Annotated in this window: 11 protein-coding genes; 5 read left to right on the top strand and 6 right to left on the bottom strand. The window is 63.8% G+C overall.

What is annotated here, in order from left to right; all coding sequences use genetic code 11:
• Positions 1-2 precede the first annotated feature (2 nt).
• Positions 3-1,136, top strand: a complete 1,134-nt coding sequence (locus tag ACK4FH_RS09375; protein WP_409812948.1) for an ABC transporter permease — start codon at positions 3-5, stop codon at positions 1,134-1,136.
• Positions 1,137-1,254: 118 nt separating this feature from the next.
• On the opposite strand, the gene ACK4FH_RS09370 is transcribed toward ACK4FH_RS09375, so the two are convergent.
• Positions 1,255-2,643: an FAD-binding oxidoreductase gene (locus ACK4FH_RS09370; protein ID WP_409812946.1), complete on the bottom strand. Its 1,389-nt coding sequence runs from the start codon at positions 2,641-2,643 to the stop codon at positions 1,255-1,257.
• A 150-nt stretch (positions 2,644-2,793) separates the two neighbouring features.
• Here ACK4FH_RS09370 and ACK4FH_RS09365 point away from each other — a divergent pair, with 150 nt between their 5' ends.
• The 4 genes from ACK4FH_RS09365 (at position 2,794) to ACK4FH_RS09350 (ending at position 8,793) form a co-directional block, all read left to right on the top strand.
• A complete protein-coding gene (locus ACK4FH_RS09365) occupies positions 2,794-3,285 on the top strand; it encodes a thioesterase family protein (RefSeq protein WP_409812945.1) in 492 nt (163 codons plus the stop codon).
• 227 nt (positions 3,286-3,512) lie between these two features.
• Positions 3,513-5,849 (top strand): UvrD-helicase domain-containing protein, encoded by a 2,337-nt coding sequence (locus ACK4FH_RS09360; RefSeq protein ID WP_409812943.1) that lies wholly within the window; start codon positions 3,513-3,515, stop codon positions 5,847-5,849.
• 145 nt (positions 5,850-5,994) lie between these two features.
• Positions 5,995-6,927: a 50S ribosomal protein L11 methyltransferase gene (locus tag ACK4FH_RS09355; RefSeq protein WP_409812941.1), complete on the top strand. Its 933-nt coding sequence runs from the start codon at positions 5,995-5,997 to the stop codon at positions 6,925-6,927.
• 51 nt (positions 6,928-6,978) lie between these two features.
• Positions 6,979-8,793, top strand: coding sequence for an aminopeptidase P family protein (locus tag ACK4FH_RS09350; RefSeq protein ID WP_409812940.1), 1,815 nt, complete (start codon positions 6,979-6,981; stop codon positions 8,791-8,793).
• 3 nt (positions 8,794-8,796) lie between these two features.
• On the opposite strand, the gene ACK4FH_RS09345 is transcribed toward ACK4FH_RS09350, so the two are convergent.
• The 5 genes from ACK4FH_RS09345 to lpxC all read right to left on the bottom strand — a co-directional run bounded on the left by ACK4FH_RS09345 (position 8,797) and on the right by lpxC (position 15,977).
• Entirely contained in the window at positions 8,797-10,005 is a 1,209-nt protein-coding gene (locus ACK4FH_RS09345; protein WP_409812938.1) for a GNAT family N-acetyltransferase, read from the bottom strand.
• 98 nt (positions 10,006-10,103) lie between these two features.
• Positions 10,104-12,176, bottom strand: coding sequence for an NAD-dependent DNA ligase LigA (gene ligA, locus ACK4FH_RS09340; RefSeq protein WP_409815227.1), 2,073 nt, complete (start codon positions 12,174-12,176; stop codon positions 10,104-10,106).
• A 71-nt stretch (positions 12,177-12,247) separates the two neighbouring features.
• Positions 12,248-13,921 carry a DNA repair protein RecN gene (gene recN, locus ACK4FH_RS09335; RefSeq protein WP_409812936.1) on the bottom strand — a complete coding sequence of 558 codons (1,674 nt, stop codon included), beginning with the start codon at positions 13,919-13,921 and terminating at the stop codon, positions 12,248-12,250.
• Between the two features lie 31 nt (positions 13,922-13,952).
• Entirely contained in the window at positions 13,953-14,819 is an 867-nt protein-coding gene (locus tag ACK4FH_RS09330) for an outer membrane protein assembly factor BamD (protein ID WP_409812935.1), read from the bottom strand.
• A gap of 186 nt (positions 14,820-15,005) precedes the next feature.
• Positions 15,006-15,977 (bottom strand): UDP-3-O-acyl-N-acetylglucosamine deacetylase, encoded by a 972-nt coding sequence (gene lpxC, locus ACK4FH_RS09325; RefSeq protein WP_409815224.1) that lies wholly within the window; start codon positions 15,975-15,977, stop codon positions 15,006-15,008.
• Between the last annotated feature and the right edge of the window lie 145 nt (positions 15,978-16,122).

Here is a 16,122-nt window from a genome sequence, read left to right as displayed (position 1 = left end):
GCATGGCCGCGCGTTTCTCCCTCCGCCGTCTCGGCGCCATGATCCGCAAGGAATTCATCCAGATGCGCCGCGACCGGCTCACCTTCGCCATGATGCTCGGCGTGCCGGTGATGCAGCTCATCCTGTTTGGCTATGCGATCAATGCAGACCCGAAGCACCTCCCCGCTGCGATCCATGCGCAGGACCATTCCGCCTTCACCCGCAGCTTCGTGAAAGGCATGGAAAATTCCGACTATTTCCGCTTCGTCGCGGAGGCGCATAGCGAGGCGCAAGCGGAAGAGCTGATCCGCTCGGGCAAGGTGCAATTCGTGTTGCACATCCCGTCCGGTTTCAGCCGCGATATCGAGCGCGGCCTCCGCCCTCAAATATTGCTCGACGCCGATGCGACCGACCCCGCCGCAACCGGCAACGCGGCCGCAAGCATCCAGTTCCTCGCAGCAGGCGTCCTTGCCCGCGATCTCACAGGCCCGCTCGCCGCGCAAGGCGCACCGGGCCCGGTCGATGTGGTCATCCATCGCCGCTACAACGCCGAAGGCCGCACCGAATTGAACATCGTGCCGGGCCTGATCGGCGTCATCCTCACCATGACCATGATCATCTTCACCGCACTCGCCATGACGCGCGAGACCGAGCGCGGCACGATGGAAAACCTTCTCACCATGCCGGTGCGCCCGCTTGAAGTGATGATGGGAAAGATATTGCCCTATATCATCATCGGCTATGTGCAGACCGCCGTCGTGCTCACCGCCGCTTGGTGGCTGTTCGAGGTGCCGTTCACAGGCAGCCTCGGCCTTCTCGCCTTCGTTCTTTTCTTCTTCGTCGCGGCGAACCTCGCCGTCGGCTTCACCTTCTCGACGCTGGCGCGGAACCAGCTTCAGGCCGTGCAGATGACGATCTTCTTCTTTCTGCCATCGATCCTTCTGTCGGGTTTCATGTTCCCCTTCCGCGGCATGCCCGAATGGGCGCAATGGCTTGGCGAGGCGCTGCCGCTCACTCATTTCCTGCGCATCACGCGCGGCATATTGCTGAAGGGAAACGGCTTCCCCGAAATCGCCCCCGACCTCGCCGCGATCCTCGCCTTCCTGCTCGTCGTATCGCTGATTTCGCTCAACCGATACCGCCAGACGCTCGACTAGGGCGATGAGTAACGCCTCTTTCTTTTAATTCGTCATGCCCGGACTTGATCCGGGCATCCAGGGGCTGCTTGCTGGATTGCCGGGTCAAGCCCGGCAATGACGGGGTGGGAAAATACCGCTACCCGAATATCTTCCCCGGATTCAAAATGCCCTTCGGATCGAGCGCATGCTTGATCGCGCGCATGACGCCGACGCCCGGCCCGTGCTCCGCTTCGAGGAACTTGATCTTGCCCTCGCCGATGCCGTGCTCGCCGGTGCAGGTGCCGCCAAGCGAAAGCGCGCGGGCGACCATGAGATCGTGGATGCGCGTCGCTTCGGCGAGATCGCTCGGATCGGACGGGTCCATCAGAAGCAACATGTGGAAATTGCCGTCGCCGACATGGCCGACGATGGGTGCCTTGAGGAACGAGGTTTCGAGATCGGCGAGCGTGCCCGAAATCGCTTCCGCGAGCCGCGAGATCGGCACGCAAACATCCGTCACCATGCCCTTCTTGCCGGGCTGGAAGGCAAGCGCCGCATAATAGGCATTGTGCCGCGCCTCCCAGAGCCGCGTGCGGTCCTCCGGTTTCGAGGCCCATTCCGCTTGCTGACCGCCATGCGCCGCCGCGATGGCGCCGAAGCGGTCCGCCTGCTCGGCGACGGAGGCCTCCGTCCCGTGAAACTCGACAAAGAGCGTCGGCACTTCGGCAAGCGTCAGTTTCGAATAGGCGTTGCAGGCGCGGATCGACAGGGGATCGAGAATTTCGATCCGCGCAACGGGGAGCCCCGACTGGATCGTCTCGATCACCGCATCGACCGCCCCTTCGATGCTTGCGAAAGGCACAACGCCGGAGCGCACCGCTTCCGGGATGCCGTAAAGCCGGAGCGTGAGTTCCGTGATGATGCCAAGCGTGCCTTCCGAGCCGATGAGAAGCCGCGTGAGGTCGTATCCGGCCGACGATTTCCGCGCCCGCGTGCCCGTGCGGATGATGGAGCCGTCCGCCATCACGGCGGTGAGCGCCAGCACGTTCTCGCGCATCGTGCCGTAGCGCACGGCGTTTGTGCCGGAAGCCCGCGTCGCCGCCATGCCGCCAAGCGTCGCGTTGGCGCCGGGGTCGATCGGGAAGAAAAGCCCGGTGTCGCGCAGATAATCGTTGAGCGCCTTCCGCGTCACGCCGGCCTCGACACGCACATCGAGATCCGCCGTATTCACTTCGATGATGCGGTCCATGCGGGAAAGATCGAGCGAGAGCCCGCCATGCACCGCAGAGACATGGCCCTCGAGCGAGGTGCCCGCGCCGAAGGGAATGACCGGCAGGCCATGCGCCGCGCAGATGCGCATGATCGCGGCGACTTCCTCCGTCGTCTCCGCAAAGGCAACCGCATCGGGCATCGCAACCGCATGCCAGCTCTCGTCGCGCCCATGCGCCTCGCGGATCGCCGCCGCCGTGGTGAGCCGCGCGCCGAGCAGCGCGGAAAGCGCCGCCAGCGCAGCCTCCCTGCCCTCTTTCCTTGCCGCTTCGCTCATGGGTGTTTCCTCCGGCGGAGAGGATAGCACGGGCAAAGCCGAACGCTCAGCTTCCAACGCTGTGCCATCCGGCAAAAGCCGGGGTGACACCGGGATTTGAACGCGGCTATGGTTCGAAAAACCCTCGAACAAGAACACCGGGAGACGCCCATGACCGACCTCGCCTTCGCCGCCCCGCTCGAAAGCCCGCTCCGCAAGGTGGAGAAGCAGTGGGTCGATCTGAACGGCCATATGAATATGGCCTATTATCACCTGGTCTTCGACGAATCGCTCGACGTCGCCTTTTCCACGCTCGGCATCGGCTGGGACTACACGCAGAAGGGCGAAGGCTCCTGCTTCACGGCGGAAGTCCATGTCTGCTATCTCGACGAGGTGAAGGAAGGCGATCCGCTGCGCGTCACCTATCAGCTTCTCGATGCGGACGAGAAGCGCATCCATGTCTTCGGCCATATGTACCACGCCGAAAAGGGCTATCTCGCCGCCACCAGCGAGCAGATGTGCATCCATGTGGACATGAAATCCCGCCGCGCCTCCCCCTTCCCGGCCGAACAGCAGGCCCGCATCGCCGCAATGATGAAGGCCCATGAGGGGATGCCCCGCCCCGTGCAGGCAGGCCGGGTTATCGGGATCAAGCGGAAGTAGGGAAAAGTAAAAAATGGATGTCACCCCCGGGCTTGACCCGGGGGTCCAGAAGACGCCGGCAGGCGGCGTCTCCCTTCAGAAACCACTTCGGAAAATGCGGAAAATTGCTTGTGCGAAGCCGGCGGCGCTAACGCGCCTTCTGGACCCCCGGGTCAAGCCCGGCAATGACACCTGGTGGGAAGGATGGTTACGCAAAATGCGCCTCACCCTGCTACAATACCGGAATCATGACCCCATCCGGTGACCCCTTCGATCTCGGGAACATTCCCGAGGAAACGACCGCCCGCACGACGAGTGAGCAGGCCATCGCCTCCATGCGCGCGCCCTATCTCGAAGGGCTGAATGCAGAGCAGCGCGAGGCGGTGGTGTCGCTCGACGGCCCCGTCCTGGTGCTCGCAGGCGCGGGCACCGGCAAGACTCGCGTGCTGACCACGAGGCTTGCCCATCTTCTCGCCACGCGCCGCGCCTGGCCCGGCCAGATCCTCGCCGTGACCTTCACCAACAAGGCCGCGCGCGAAATGCATGAACGCATCGGCGCGCTGATCGGCGGCGCAGTCGAGGGCATGCAATGGCTCGGCACCTTCCATGCACTCGGCGCGAAGATGCTCCGCCGCCATGCCGAGCTCGCGGGGCTGCGCTCCGACTTCACCATTCTCGACGCCGACGACCAGCAGCGCCTGATGAAGCAGATCATCCAGGCTGAAGGCATAGACGAGAAACGCTGGCCCGCCCGCCAGCTCGCGGCACACATTGACGGCTGGAAGAACCGCGGACTTACGCCGGAGAAAGTGCTCGCAGGCGAAGCACAGGCATTCGCAAACGGCAAGGGCGGCGAGCTTTACGCCGCCTATCAGGCCCGCCTCAAGGTGCTGAACGCTGCCGATTTCGGCGACCTGCTGCTCGAAGTGCTGCGCATCTTCCAGGAACACCCGGAAGTGCTGGCCGAATGGCAGGACCGTTTCAAATACATGCTGGTGGACGAATATCAGGACACCAATGTCGCGCAATATCTCTGGCTTCGCCTCCTCGCGCAGAAGCACCGGAACATCTGCTGCGTCGGCGACGACGACCAGTCGATCTATGGCTGGCGCGGCGCGGAAGTGGACAACATTCTCCGCTTCGAAAAGGATTTTCCCGGTGCCATGGTCATCCGCCTCGAACGGAACTACCGCTCGACGGCGAATATCCTTGGCGCCGCCTCCGGCCTCATCGCCGCGAATGAACAGCGCCTCGGCAAGACACTCTGGACCGAAGCGAACGACAATGAAGGCGAGAAGATCAAGATTGCCTCCTATTGGGACGGCGAGGAGGAAGCGCGCGCCGTCGCCGAGGAAGTGGAACAGCTGCAGCGGCAGGGTCATCTGCTGCGCAACATGGCGATCCTTGTGCGCGCCTCCTTCCAGATGCGCGAATTCGAAGACCGCTTCATCAATCTTGGAATCCCCTATCGCGTGGTCGGCGGCCCTCGCTTTTATGAACGCGCAGAAATCCGCGATGCCAACGCCTATCTCCGCCTGGTCGCTCAAGCCGACGACGACCTCGCCTTCGAGCGCATCGTGAACAAGCCACGCCGTGGGCTAGGCGATGTGGCGCTGCAGACGGTGCACCGGCTCGCCCGCGCGGAAAACACCTCGCTTTATCGCGCCTCGAAGATGATCGTGACGACGGAGGAGCTGAAGCCCGCCGCGCGCCGCGCGCTTGCCGGTTTCATCGAGATGATGGAACGATGGCGCGCCCTCGTCCCCGGCATGCCGCATACCGAGCTTGCCGAAATCGTGCTCGATGAGTCCGGCTATACGGAGATTTGGCAGAACGACAAATCGGCGGATGCCCCCGGCAAGATCGAAAACCTGAAGGAACTCATCCGCTCAATGGAGCATTTCGAGACGCTGGCCGGTTATCTCGAACATATCTCCCTCGTCATGGAGATCGAGCAGAACGAAACCGCCGACAAGATCAACCTGATGACGCTCCACAGCGCCAAGGGCCTTGAGTTCGACACGGTATTCCTGCCCGGCTGGGAAGAAGGGCTCTTCCCGCATCAGCGGTCGCTCGATGAAAACGGCATAGCGGGGCTCGAGGAAGAACGCCGTCTCGCCTATGTCGGCATCACGCGCGCGAAAAAGCGCGCCTTGATTTCCTTCGCCGCAAACCGCCGCATACATGCGCTCTGGCAAAGTTCGATCCCATCCCGCTTCGTGGACGAACTGCCGAAAACCTATGTCGAGGTGACGGAAAGCGCCATGGCGGGCGCGAGCTACCAGAATTACAGCCAGAGCCGCTTCGCGCAGGATTTCGCGCGCGGCAGCGATTATTCGAGCCCCGGCTGGCGCCGCGCGCAAGCCAATGCCGAAATCCGCGTGAAGCCCCCCGCCTATGAAGCCCATGCCGAACTCGTCGCGACCAGCGATCCCTCTGCCGCAAGCTATGGCAAGGGCGAGCGCGTCTTCCACCAGAAATTCGGCTATGGCCATGTCACCGAGATCGACGGCAACAAACTCACCGTCGACTTCGAAAAGGCCGGCCGCAAGAAGGTGATCGACAGTTTTCTGGAGCGGGTTTGAGGGTGGCATCATTTCTCTCAATCAAGTCCGTCATTGCCGGGCTTGACCCGGCAATCCAGAGCGACAGAACACAGAGCAAGTGGCCCCTGGATGCCCGGATCAAGTCCGGGCATGACATGAGGGGTGTAGGTGGAACAACACACCCATGACCTCCCTCTGGAAATTCTCCTTCATCTTGCCCTATGAAGCCGTCGACGCCTTCTCCGACGCGCTGGAAGCGGCGATCTGGCCGGAAGCGCTGGCCGTCACCATGAGCGAGGCCGAGCCTGGCTCCTCGCCGCTCGTCAAAACGGCATCCGAATGGAACGAGGTAGAGGCGCATGGGCTCTGGCGCATCGAGGCGCTTTATGCCGAGGAACCCGATCCCGAAACGCTCCGTAAGCTGATCGAAAGCGCCGAAGCGAAATCCGGCATCAAGGCGCAAGCGCTGGCCGTCGAGCCCCTGCCGGATCAGGACTGGGTGACCCGGTCGCTGGAAGGGCTGGAGCCCGTCCGCGCCGGTCGCTTCTTCGTCCATGGCAGCCACGATGCGGCGAAGGTGCCCGCAGGCGCGATCCCCCTTCTCGTCGATGCAGGGCAGGCCTTCGGCACCGGCCATCACGAGACGACATCTGGCTGCCTCGAATATGTTTCCGAACTCGTGGCACCCGGCCGCCGCGTGAACGCCCTCGATATCGGCACAGGCACGGGCGTGCTGGCCATCGCCATCGCGAAGCTCGCCCGCGTGAATGTCCTCGCCTCCGATATCGACCCCGTAGCCGTGAAGGTGACCCGCACGAATGCACGGGCGAATGGCGTCGGCCCCTTCGTCACCGCCGTCACGGCCAGGGGCTTCGGCCACACCGCCCTTGCCGCCCGAGCGCCATACGACCTCATCGTGGCGAATATCCTCGCAAGGCCCCTCGTCTCCCTTGCCCCCGCCTTCCGCGCCCATCTGCGGCCCGGCGGAACGCTGATCCTGTCCGGCACACTGCGGACGCAGGAGGCGATGGTCGCCGGCGCCATGCGTCTGCAGGGCTTCCGCCTCGTCTCCCGCAAGCCGAAAGGCGACTGGGTGACGCTCCGCATGGCGCGCTAGCTCGCCGCCAGCCCCATTGCCCCGGCCCCGGCCGCCACTTACATTCATTCCATGTTCCAGACCTATGACGACACAGCCAATCCGGCCCTCGGCAAGGCCCGCGCAGCGAAACTCCGGGAGGAGCTGGCGCGCCGGAACCTTGACGGCTTCCTCATCCCCCGCGCCGACGAGCATCAGGGCGAATATGTCCCGCCCCATGCCGAGCGCCTGCGCTGGCTGACGGGCTTCAACGGCTCGGCCGGCATGGCCGTGGCGCTCCGCGACCGTGCCGCCATCTTCGTCGATGGCCGCTATACGCTGCAGGTCCGCCATCAGGTCGATCTCGACACCTTCGAGGCGAAGCACCTGATCGAGGAACCGCCGTCGCGCTGGATCGAGGAAAACCTGCCAAGGGGCGCAAAGCTCGCCTATGACCCCTGGCTCCACACGATAGACAGCGTGGCCCGGCTCCGCGCCGCCGCCGAAAAGGCGGGCGGCTCGCTCGTGCCCGTCGACACGAACCCGCTCGATGCCGTCTGGGAAGATCAGCCCGAGCCGCCGCGCGCCCGCGTCGAGCCGCACCCGATCGAATTTGCTGGCGAACCGGCGTCCGACAAGATCCGCCGCCTCGCCAGCAACCTCATGTCGGGCGATGCCGACACTGCCGTCCTCACCATGCCGGATTCGATCGCATGGCTTTTCAATATCCGCGGTGCCGATGTACCGCACACGCCGCTGCCGCTCTCCTTCGCGCTGCTGCATGAAGACGGCCATGCCGAACTCTTTATCGACGAGCGGAAACTCGGCGATGAGGCCCGCGCGCACCTCGGCAATATCGTGACCGTGCATCCGAAGGACGCGCTGGGCGCGGCGCTCGATGCACTCGGCGCTGCAGGCAAGACCGTGCTGGTCGATCCCGCCACCTGCGCCTCATGGATCGAGGCGCGGCTTTCCGCCGCCGGTGCCGAAGTGAAGCGCGGCGCGGACCCTTGCGAACTGCCCAAGGCGATCAAGAACGAGGCCGAAGTCGCAGGCACACGCGCAGCCCATCTTCGCGACGGGCAGGCGCTGACGAAATTCCTGGCATGGATTGCGGCGGAAGCGCCCAAGGGCACAGTGACCGAAATCGACGCCGCCAAACGCCTCGAAGCCTTTCGTACCGACACCGGCAAGCTGAAGGATGTGAGCTTCGACACGATTTCAGGCGCGGGCGAGAACGGTGCCATCGTGCATTACCGCGTGACCGAGGCGACGAACCGCAAGCTCAATCCCGGCGAACTCTTCCTCGTCGATTCCGGCGCGCAATATCTCGACGGCACGACGGACGTCACCCGAACCATCGCCATCGGCAAGCCGGGCGCGGAAGAGCGCGACCGCTTCACCCGTGTGCTGAAAGGCCATATCGGAATCGCCACCGCCCGCTTCCCGGAAGGAACCTCGGGCGCGCAGCTCGATGCCTTCGCCCGCATGGCGCTCTGGAAGGCAGGTCTCGACTATGACCACGGCACCGGTCACGGCGTCGGCTCCTATCTTTCGGTCCATGAAGGGCCGCAGCGCATTTCAAGGATGGGCCACCAGCCGCTGAAGCCCGGCATGATCGTCTCGAACGAGCCCGGCTACTACAAGACCGGCGCCTATGGCATCCGCATCGAAAATCTCGTGGTGGTAACGCCGCCCGCGCCCGTCGAAGGCGGCGAGCGCATGATGCTCGGCTTCGAAACGCTGACGCTCGCGCCCATCGATCTCGCGCTGGTGGAAAAAAACCTGCTCTCGGAAGAGGAAGTGGCCTGGCTCAACGCCTATCACGCCCGCGTCCACGCGGCGCTCTCCCCCGGCCTCGACGCGGAAACCCGCGGATGGCTCGAAGAGGCGACGCGGGCGATCTAAGGCCTACTTCCGCAGCTTCTGCCTGAGCTTCAGCGGCAGCCGTACGAAGAGCCGCTTCGCGGCAGGCCGCGCCCATGCCGCGACGGCAAGAGAGAGATAGCCGCCCCAGCCGAGCACGATGCCGTAATCATGCACGGCGACGCGCGCATTGCTCCAGGCGAGCTTGTAGTCGTCGGCCGGCGGCATCGGATCGTATTCCGCAATGCCCTGTTCCACACAGTCGCGGATGGTAAGTTCCGTCACCACGAAGCCGGGGCTGTGTTTCGCAAACTCGGGCGCGAAAGTACCCATATAGGCATAATGCCTGCCGCCGCGCCGGAAACCGATCTCGATGGCCGCCGTGTCGCCATCGACAGTGAGATGCGACACCGCAAGCCCGGACGATGCCGAGGCATCGCCTGCAAATTCGACAAGGCACTCTTCCATGCGGTTGTCGTTGAAGGCGCGGCCATAAAGCCCGCGCGCCGCAAGCCATTCGCGCTTGAAGGCAAAGGCCTTGGCGACAAGCGCGACCGCTTCCTGCCCCGGCCCCACGATCTCGAAATTCATGCCGCCCAGCGAGTCGAATTTGCGCATCCGCTTGGCGTTGCGCTTGGCGATCGGCCAGTCCTCCGCCATGAACCCGTCAAGGCAGCTATAGGCCGTCGTGTCGAGCACCGGCGTTACGGCGGCAGGCCCGAGCGCGATACCGCGCCGCGCCGCCCATGCCGCAATCGCGCTGTCCGCGCGAAGCCCGCGCAGGCAGAGAAATCCGATATCTTCCTGCCGGCCGATTTCCGCGAAGGCCGCTTCGATCCATTCCTCTCGCGCCGGGCCATCGGCCGCGATCACATCGCCATATTGCCCGATCGGATCGCCCGCCCAGCAGGCCATCCGCCCGAAAGACGTCGTCTCAACGGCAAGCGGCCAGACAAGCACGAGCTCGCCCCGGCGGCGCACCGTGATGATGCGAAGCTCGTTCCGCGCATTGGCGAAATGCCGCTCCCAGGCAAGAATGAGATCGCAAGACTGGAAGACCGTGCCGGCATCGGGCTGCCGCTTTTCGAGCGCCCGCCATTCCGGCGCAATCGCATGGACCTCGGGACCGGAATAGCTTGCGACTTCGATACCCGCGAGCGAAGCCCCCTCCCGCCCGCGCGTCAGCGCCGCGCCAGCCGCATAGATCAGCTGGTCGAGCACAAGCGCGTCCTGAAGGAACAGAATGGCTTCCATAAGTCTCCGCCCGGTGCCGGATAATCCGTCCGATAAAGAAATCTCAGTTTCGCCGCGAGAGGGTTAAGATCGTCTAACCATTTGGGCCGAAACCGGCCTCAGCCACCCGCCATTTCGATCCACTGATCCTCGTCGATGATCTCGATGCCGAGTTCGCGGGCCTTGGCGAGCTTCGAGCCCGCCCCGGGCCCCGCCACGATGAGGTCGGTCTTGGACGAAACGGAGCCCGCCACCTTCGCTCCCATCTGCTCCGCCCGGGCCTTGGCCTCAGGGCGCGTCATCCGTTCGAGCGAACCGGTGAAGACGACGGTCTTGCCGGCCACGGGGCTGTCGGTCTGCTGCGCCTCCAGCGGCAGCGCCTTAACACCTGCCTTCCGCAGCCCTTCAACCACCTCGCGGTTGTGCTTTTCGGCGAAGAAATCGACGATCGATTCCGCCAGCACATCCCCCACCCCGTCGATCGAAAGAAGCTCTTCCCGCGCCTCGCTTTCGGGGTCGGCGGCGGCGCGCATCTGCGCTTCGAAATTTTCCAGCGTGCCGTAGCTCCGCGCCAGCAGCCGCGCGTTCGTCTCTCCGACATGGCGGATGCCGAGCGCGAAGATAAAGCGGTCGAGTTCCACCTCGCGCCGCTGGTCTATCGCCTCGAAAAGCTTTTTGACGGACGTCGCGCCCCAGCCCTCGCGATCCTTCAGCTTCTTCAGCGAATGCTTGTCGCGCTCTTCCAGCGTGAAAATCTCGTCGGGTCGGGCGATCAGCCCGTCCTGGTAGAAAGCGGCGATCTGCTTCTCGCCGAGCCCCTCGATGTCAAAGGCATTGCGCGACACGAAATGCCGGAGCCGCTCGACGGCTTGTGCCGGGCAGACGAGTCCGCCCGTGCAGCGCATCACCGCATCGAGCTTGCCCGTCTTCGGGTTCATCTCGCGCACGGCATGGCTGCCGCATTCGGGGCATGTATCGGGGAACTTGTACTTCGCCTTGCCGCGCGGCCTGTCTTCCACCACGCGCACGATCTGCGGGATCACATCGCCCGCGCGCTGCACCACCACCGTATCGCCCGGCCGCACGCCCAGCCGCTCGATCTCGTCGGCATTGTGGAGCGTCGCATTGGAAACAACGACACCGCCAACCGTTACCGGCGTGAGCCGCGCAACCGGCGTCATCGCGCCCGTCCGTCCCACCTGAATGTCGATGCTTTCAAGCACCGTCATCGCCTGTTCTGCAGGAAACTTGTGCGCAATCGCCCAGCGGGGCGAGCGCGACACGAAGCCGAGACGGCTCTGCCAGTCGAGCCGGTCCACTTTGTAGACCACACCATCAATATCATAGCCGAGCGTAGCGCGCCGCTCTTCGACATCGTGATAGAAGGCGATCAGTTCCTCGATGCTTTTGCAGCGCGTGAATAGAGGATTGACCGTAAAGCCCCATTTCTCGAAGGCCTCGATCATGCCCGCCTGCGTGTCGGCCGGCATTTCCGGCATCTCACCCCAGGCATAGGCAAAGAAACGCAAGGGCCGCGATTCCGTTACCTTCGCATCGAGCTGGCGAAGCGAACCCGCCGCTGCATTGCGCGGATTGGCGAAGACGGGCTTGCCCGCCTCGCGCTGCCGCTTGTTCAGTTTCGCAAAATCCTCATGCGACATATAGACTTCGCCGCGCACTTCCACGACGCCGGGAATGTTCTTCCCCTTCAGCGTGGCAGGAATGTCGGCGATGGTCCGCAGATTCTCCGTGACATTTTCGCCTTCGCGGCCGTCGCCCCGCGTCGCGCCCTGCACCAGCCTGCCTTTCTCGTAGCGCAGCGCCGCCGACAACCCATCGATCTTCGGTTCCGCCGTCACGGCAAGCTCGTCGTGCTCTTTCAGATTCAGGAATTTGCGAATCCGGTTCCAGAAATCCGTGACGTCGTTGTCGTCGAAGGCATTGCCGAGCGAAAGCATCGGCACCGAATGTACGACCTTGCCGAACCCGTCTGCCGGCTCTGCGCCCACACGCGCACTCGGGCTATCCTCGCGCACAAGCTCGGGGTAGCGCGCCTCGACGGCATCGTTGCGCTGGCGTAGCGCGTCATACTCGGCGTCGGATACACGCGGCGAATCTTTTTGATAATAGAGCTTGTCGTGTTCGCCTATCTCATGCGCGAGCCGCTCAAGTTCTTCCGCCGCTTCTTCCATCGTCAGATGGGAAACGTCCTTGCGGGACAGCGCCTCGTCTTTTTCGGGCGCCTGCTTTTTCGATGACCTGCTCACGGGTGCCCGCCGATAAGCCGGTCGGCGGCGGCGCGCGCCTCATCCGTCACCATCGCACCCGCCAGCATCCGCGCAATTTCCTCACGCCGCGCCGGAGCATCCAGCGTCTCGACGCTGGTGGCAATCTTCTGCGCCTTCGCCTCACCGCCCTTGGAGATGCGGAAATGATGCTGCGCTCGCGCCGCTACCTGCGGCGAATGCGTGACCACGATCACCTGCACGGCGCGCGCAAGTTCGGCAAGCCGCAGCCCCACCGCCTCCGCCACCGCGCCGCCGACACCCGAATCCACTTCGTCGAAAATGAGCGTGGGCGCGCTGCCGCGCGAGGCGAGCGCCACTTTCAGCGCCAGCACGAAACGCGACAGCTCGCCGCCCGATGCGATCTTGATGATCGGACCGAAAGGCGCGCCCGGATTGGTCGAAACGAGGAAGGACACGCGGTCGATCCCCTCCGGCCCGCCATGAGCTTCCGGCAGCACCTCGATATTCGTCCTGAAGCTCGCCTTGTCGAGTTTCAGCGGCTTCAGCTCTTTCATCACTTCCTTGTCGAGCTTCGCCGCCGCTCGGGCCCGCTCCTCGGAAAGCGTCCGCGCTGCGGCGCCATAGCGCGCTTCCGCTTCCGCCGCCGCCTTCTTCAGCACGGCAAGCCGCGCCTCGCCCCCCTCGATTTCCTGCAACTCGCCGCGCAACTTGTCCGCCAGCGCCGCGAGATCGTCCACCTGCACATTGTGTTTGCGCGCCGCGGCGCGAAGTGCGAAGAGCCGCGTTTCCGCCTGCTCAAGCCGCGCCGGGTCGAACTCCAGCGCGCGCATCGCCTGCGCAATCTGGTCGCGCGCTTCGGCTGCTTCCGTCAGCGTCCGGTCGAGCGCGGCAATCGCCGCATCGAGCCGCCCGCCCGCCTGCTCCGCGGCGCGCGCAAGCCGGCGCAGCGCAACGGTGAGCCGCGCATCGAGCCCGCCATCGCCCGACAGGGCTTCCTCCGCCTCCGTGAGATCGCCCGCAATCTTTTCAGAATGCATCATCAGCGTGCGCTCTTCGGCAAGCGTCGTTTCTTCGCCGGGCTGCGGTTGCAATTCGTCCAGTTCACCGACGACATGGGTCAGATAGTCCTGCTCGGCTTTTGCGCGGGCAAGCAGCGCCTCATGCGCCGCCTGCGCCTCGCGCGCCGCCGAAGCGGCATGCCAGAGCGCGCGCAGATCTGCGACCTGTTTTTCGAAGCCGCCAAAGGCGTCCAGCATGGCGCGGTGGCCCGATGCGTCGAGAAGGCCGCGCTCGTCATGCTGGCCATGCACCTCAACCAGCATGTCGCCCACTTGCCGCAGCAGACCGACGCTCACCGGCTGATCGTTGATGAAGGCGCGCGAGCGCCCATCTTTCGTCTGCACCCGTCGCAGGATGATGTCGCCATCGGCCTCGAAGCCGTTTTTGCTGAGAACCGCGCGCGCGGGATGAGTGGCAGGAAGATCGAACACGGCGCTGATGCTGCCCTGCTCCGCTCCCTGGCGCACAAGGCCCGCATCGGCCCGCGCGCCGATCGCAAGCCCCAGCGCATCAAGCAGGATGGATTTCCCGGCACCCGTTTCGCCCGTGAGCGTACACAGCCCGCCATCGAGCGAGAGTTCGAGCTTCTCAATCAGAACGATGTCGCGGATCGACAGCGCGGCGAGCATGAAACACGCCTTCTATAGGTAAGTCCGAAGATCAGAAAACGGTTTTCCACGCCCGGCTGATCCAGGAGTCCTTGTTCTCGACCGGTTCAAGCCCCTGGTTCGCAAGCAGCGCATAGCCGTCCTCATACCAGTCGCTTCCGGGGAAGTTGTAGCCGAGGATAGCGGCGGCGGTCTGCGCCTCGGCCGTCACGCCGAGCGAGAGATAGGCTTCCGTCAGGCGCTGCAGCGCTTCCGGTGTATGCGTCGTCGTCTGATATTTCTCGATGACGATACGGAAGCGGTTGATCGCCGCCACATAGTCGCGGCGGTTCAGGTAATAGCGTCCGATCTCCATTTCCTTGCCCGCGAGATGGTCATGGGTCAGGTCGATCTTCAGCCGTGCATCGCGCGCATATTCGCTCTGCGGAAAACGGCGCACGAGTTCCGTGAACGCGGCCAGCGCATTTTCGGTCATCCTCTGATCGCGGCCCACATCCGATATCTGCTCGTAATAGGAAAGACCGATCAGATAATAGGCATATGGCACGTCCCGATTGCTCGGATGCAGCGAGATGAAACGCTGCGCGCTGAGAATTGCCTCGTTGTATTTGTTCACTTTGTAATTTGCATAGGCGTTCATCAGCATCGAACGGCGCGCCCATTCCGAATAGGGGTGCTGCCTTTCGACTTCGTCGAACTCCTTGGTCGCCGGCAGGTAGCGCCCGGCTTCCATATGGTCCATCGCGGTGTTGTAGATCTGCTCGACAGGCCGCTCCTCATAGGGCAGCTCATCACTGGACGAGCAGCCGGCAAGCCCCGCCACCGCCGCAAGAACGGCCCCGGCGGCAAGAGCGCGGAAGGAGCTGAAACGAAAACGACCGAAGGGCAACCGGGCCTCACGCATGCGAGCAACGTCCATTTTTCTCAATTCCGGCCGCACGGACCGGGCGCGGCGCGGGAGGCAGCCGACTCGCCCGGCACAAAGCCGATCCGAGCCCATTTCTAGCCCAATAAGCTGCAGGTGGCCATAGCGGCAGATGCAGCCCCGCAAATGGAAAGGGCGCCCCCGAAGGCGCGCCCTTGATCCTGGAAACAAGTAAAATCCTCAATCGGCCGGAATGGCCCTGAGTTCCGCCCGGAGCGGCGCGCTGGACCGGTTGTCCTCGGAATATTCGACGATTTCCCATGCCGAACGGTCCGCCATCAGCGCCCGCAACACGCGGTTGTTCATGGCGTGCCCGGCCCTGGAGCCTTCGTAGCGGCCGATCAGCGGCATGCCCAACAGGGCAAGGTCGCCCACGGCATCGAGCAGCTTGTGGCGCACGAATTCGTCCTCGTAGCGCAGCCCTTCCTCGTTGAGGATGGCATGGGTATCGACCACCACCGCGTTTTCGAGCGAGCCGCCCTTGGCAAGCCCCACCGCCCACATCGCCTCGATATCCTTGCGCAGGCAGAAGGTCCGGGCGCGAAGGATGTCCTCGGCAAAGAACGGGTCGCGAAGGTCCGCCTCGATCTCCTGGTGACCGATGACTTCATTGTCGAAATCGATCTCGAAGAAGAGCTTGAAGCCCTCGCCCGGCAGGAGCGCGGCGCGCTTCAGACCGTCTTCGACGACGACCGGCTTGAGAATGCGGATCGCCTTGCGCGGCGCGTCGAGCTTTTCGAGCCCCGCCGCTTCGATCTTTTCGATAAAGATTTCGCTGCTGCCGTCGAGCACGGGCACTTCCGCCGCATCGATCTCAACCAGCGCATTGTCGACGCCGAGCGCGGAAAACGCTGCCATCAGATGTTCGATGGTGCTGATCGTCGTGCCGGCCGCATTGCCGATGGCGGTCGACAGCGTGGTGTCGGCGACATGATCATAAAGTGCGGGGATGTCTGAAACCTCGCGACCCTGCGACACAAGATCCGTCCGCCGGAACACGATGCCCCGGTCTGCTTCCGCCGGATGCAGCACCATGTGGATTTCCACGCCGCTATGCAGCCCCACACCGTCGATCACGACGGGCCGCGCCAGCGTCTTCTGCGGAAACGCAATTGCCCGCACGCGACGGTCGCGCCGGACATTTTCCAGCATGATGGTTTCGAATTCTGATTTCGGCACTCTGAACACCTTTGACACCCCCAAGCAAACCTGCCCCCTCTGGTCCGCTTGAAAAGGTTCTAGCAGTGCGGGGAATCGGCCTCAAATAACAGTTTCTTACGGTTTGTTACCATTTTAA

Source organism: Parvibaculum sp. (assembly GCF_046297875.1).
In the GTDB taxonomy this organism is placed as follows: Bacteria; Pseudomonadota; Alphaproteobacteria; order Parvibaculales; family Parvibaculaceae; genus Parvibaculum.
The sequence above is the reverse complement of the archived record's forward strand: the minus strand, read 5'-3'. Positions and strand labels throughout refer to the sequence as shown.

What these genes read in the sequence shown, in the direction of transcription:
- ACK4FH_RS09375 (WP_409812948.1), top strand. Translation starts at nt 3, where the DNA reads ATGGCCGCGCGTTTCTCCCTCCGCCGTCTCGGCGCCATGATCCGCAAG.
- ACK4FH_RS09370 (WP_409812946.1), bottom strand. Translation starts at nt 2,643, where the DNA reads ATGAGCGAAGCGGCAAGGAAAGAGGGCAGGGAGGCTGCGCTGGCGGCG.
- ACK4FH_RS09365 (WP_409812945.1), top strand. Translation starts at nt 2,794, where the DNA reads ATGACCGACCTCGCCTTCGCCGCCCCGCTCGAAAGCCCGCTCCGCAAG.
- ACK4FH_RS09360 (WP_409812943.1), top strand. Translation starts at nt 3,513, where the DNA reads ATGACCCCATCCGGTGACCCCTTCGATCTCGGGAACATTCCCGAGGAA.
- ACK4FH_RS09355 (WP_409812941.1), top strand. Translation starts at nt 5,995, where the DNA reads ATGACCTCCCTCTGGAAATTCTCCTTCATCTTGCCCTATGAAGCCGTC.
- ACK4FH_RS09350 (WP_409812940.1), top strand. Translation starts at nt 6,979, where the DNA reads ATGTTCCAGACCTATGACGACACAGCCAATCCGGCCCTCGGCAAGGCC.
- ACK4FH_RS09345 (WP_409812938.1), bottom strand. Translation starts at nt 10,005, where the DNA reads ATGGAAGCCATTCTGTTCCTTCAGGACGCGCTTGTGCTCGACCAGCTG.
- ligA (WP_409815227.1), bottom strand. Translation starts at nt 12,176, where the DNA reads ATGGAAGAAGCGGCGGAAGAACTTGAGCGGCTCGCGCATGAGATAGGC.
- recN (WP_409812936.1), bottom strand. Translation starts at nt 13,921, where the DNA reads ATGCTCGCCGCGCTGTCGATCCGCGACATCGTTCTGATTGAGAAGCTC.
- ACK4FH_RS09330 (WP_409812935.1), bottom strand. Translation starts at nt 14,819, where the DNA reads ATGGACGTTGCTCGCATGCGTGAGGCCCGGTTGCCCTTCGGTCGTTTT.
- lpxC (WP_409815224.1), bottom strand. Translation starts at nt 15,977, where the DNA reads ATGCTGGAAAATGTCCGGCGCGACCGTCGCGTGCGGGCAATTGCGTTT.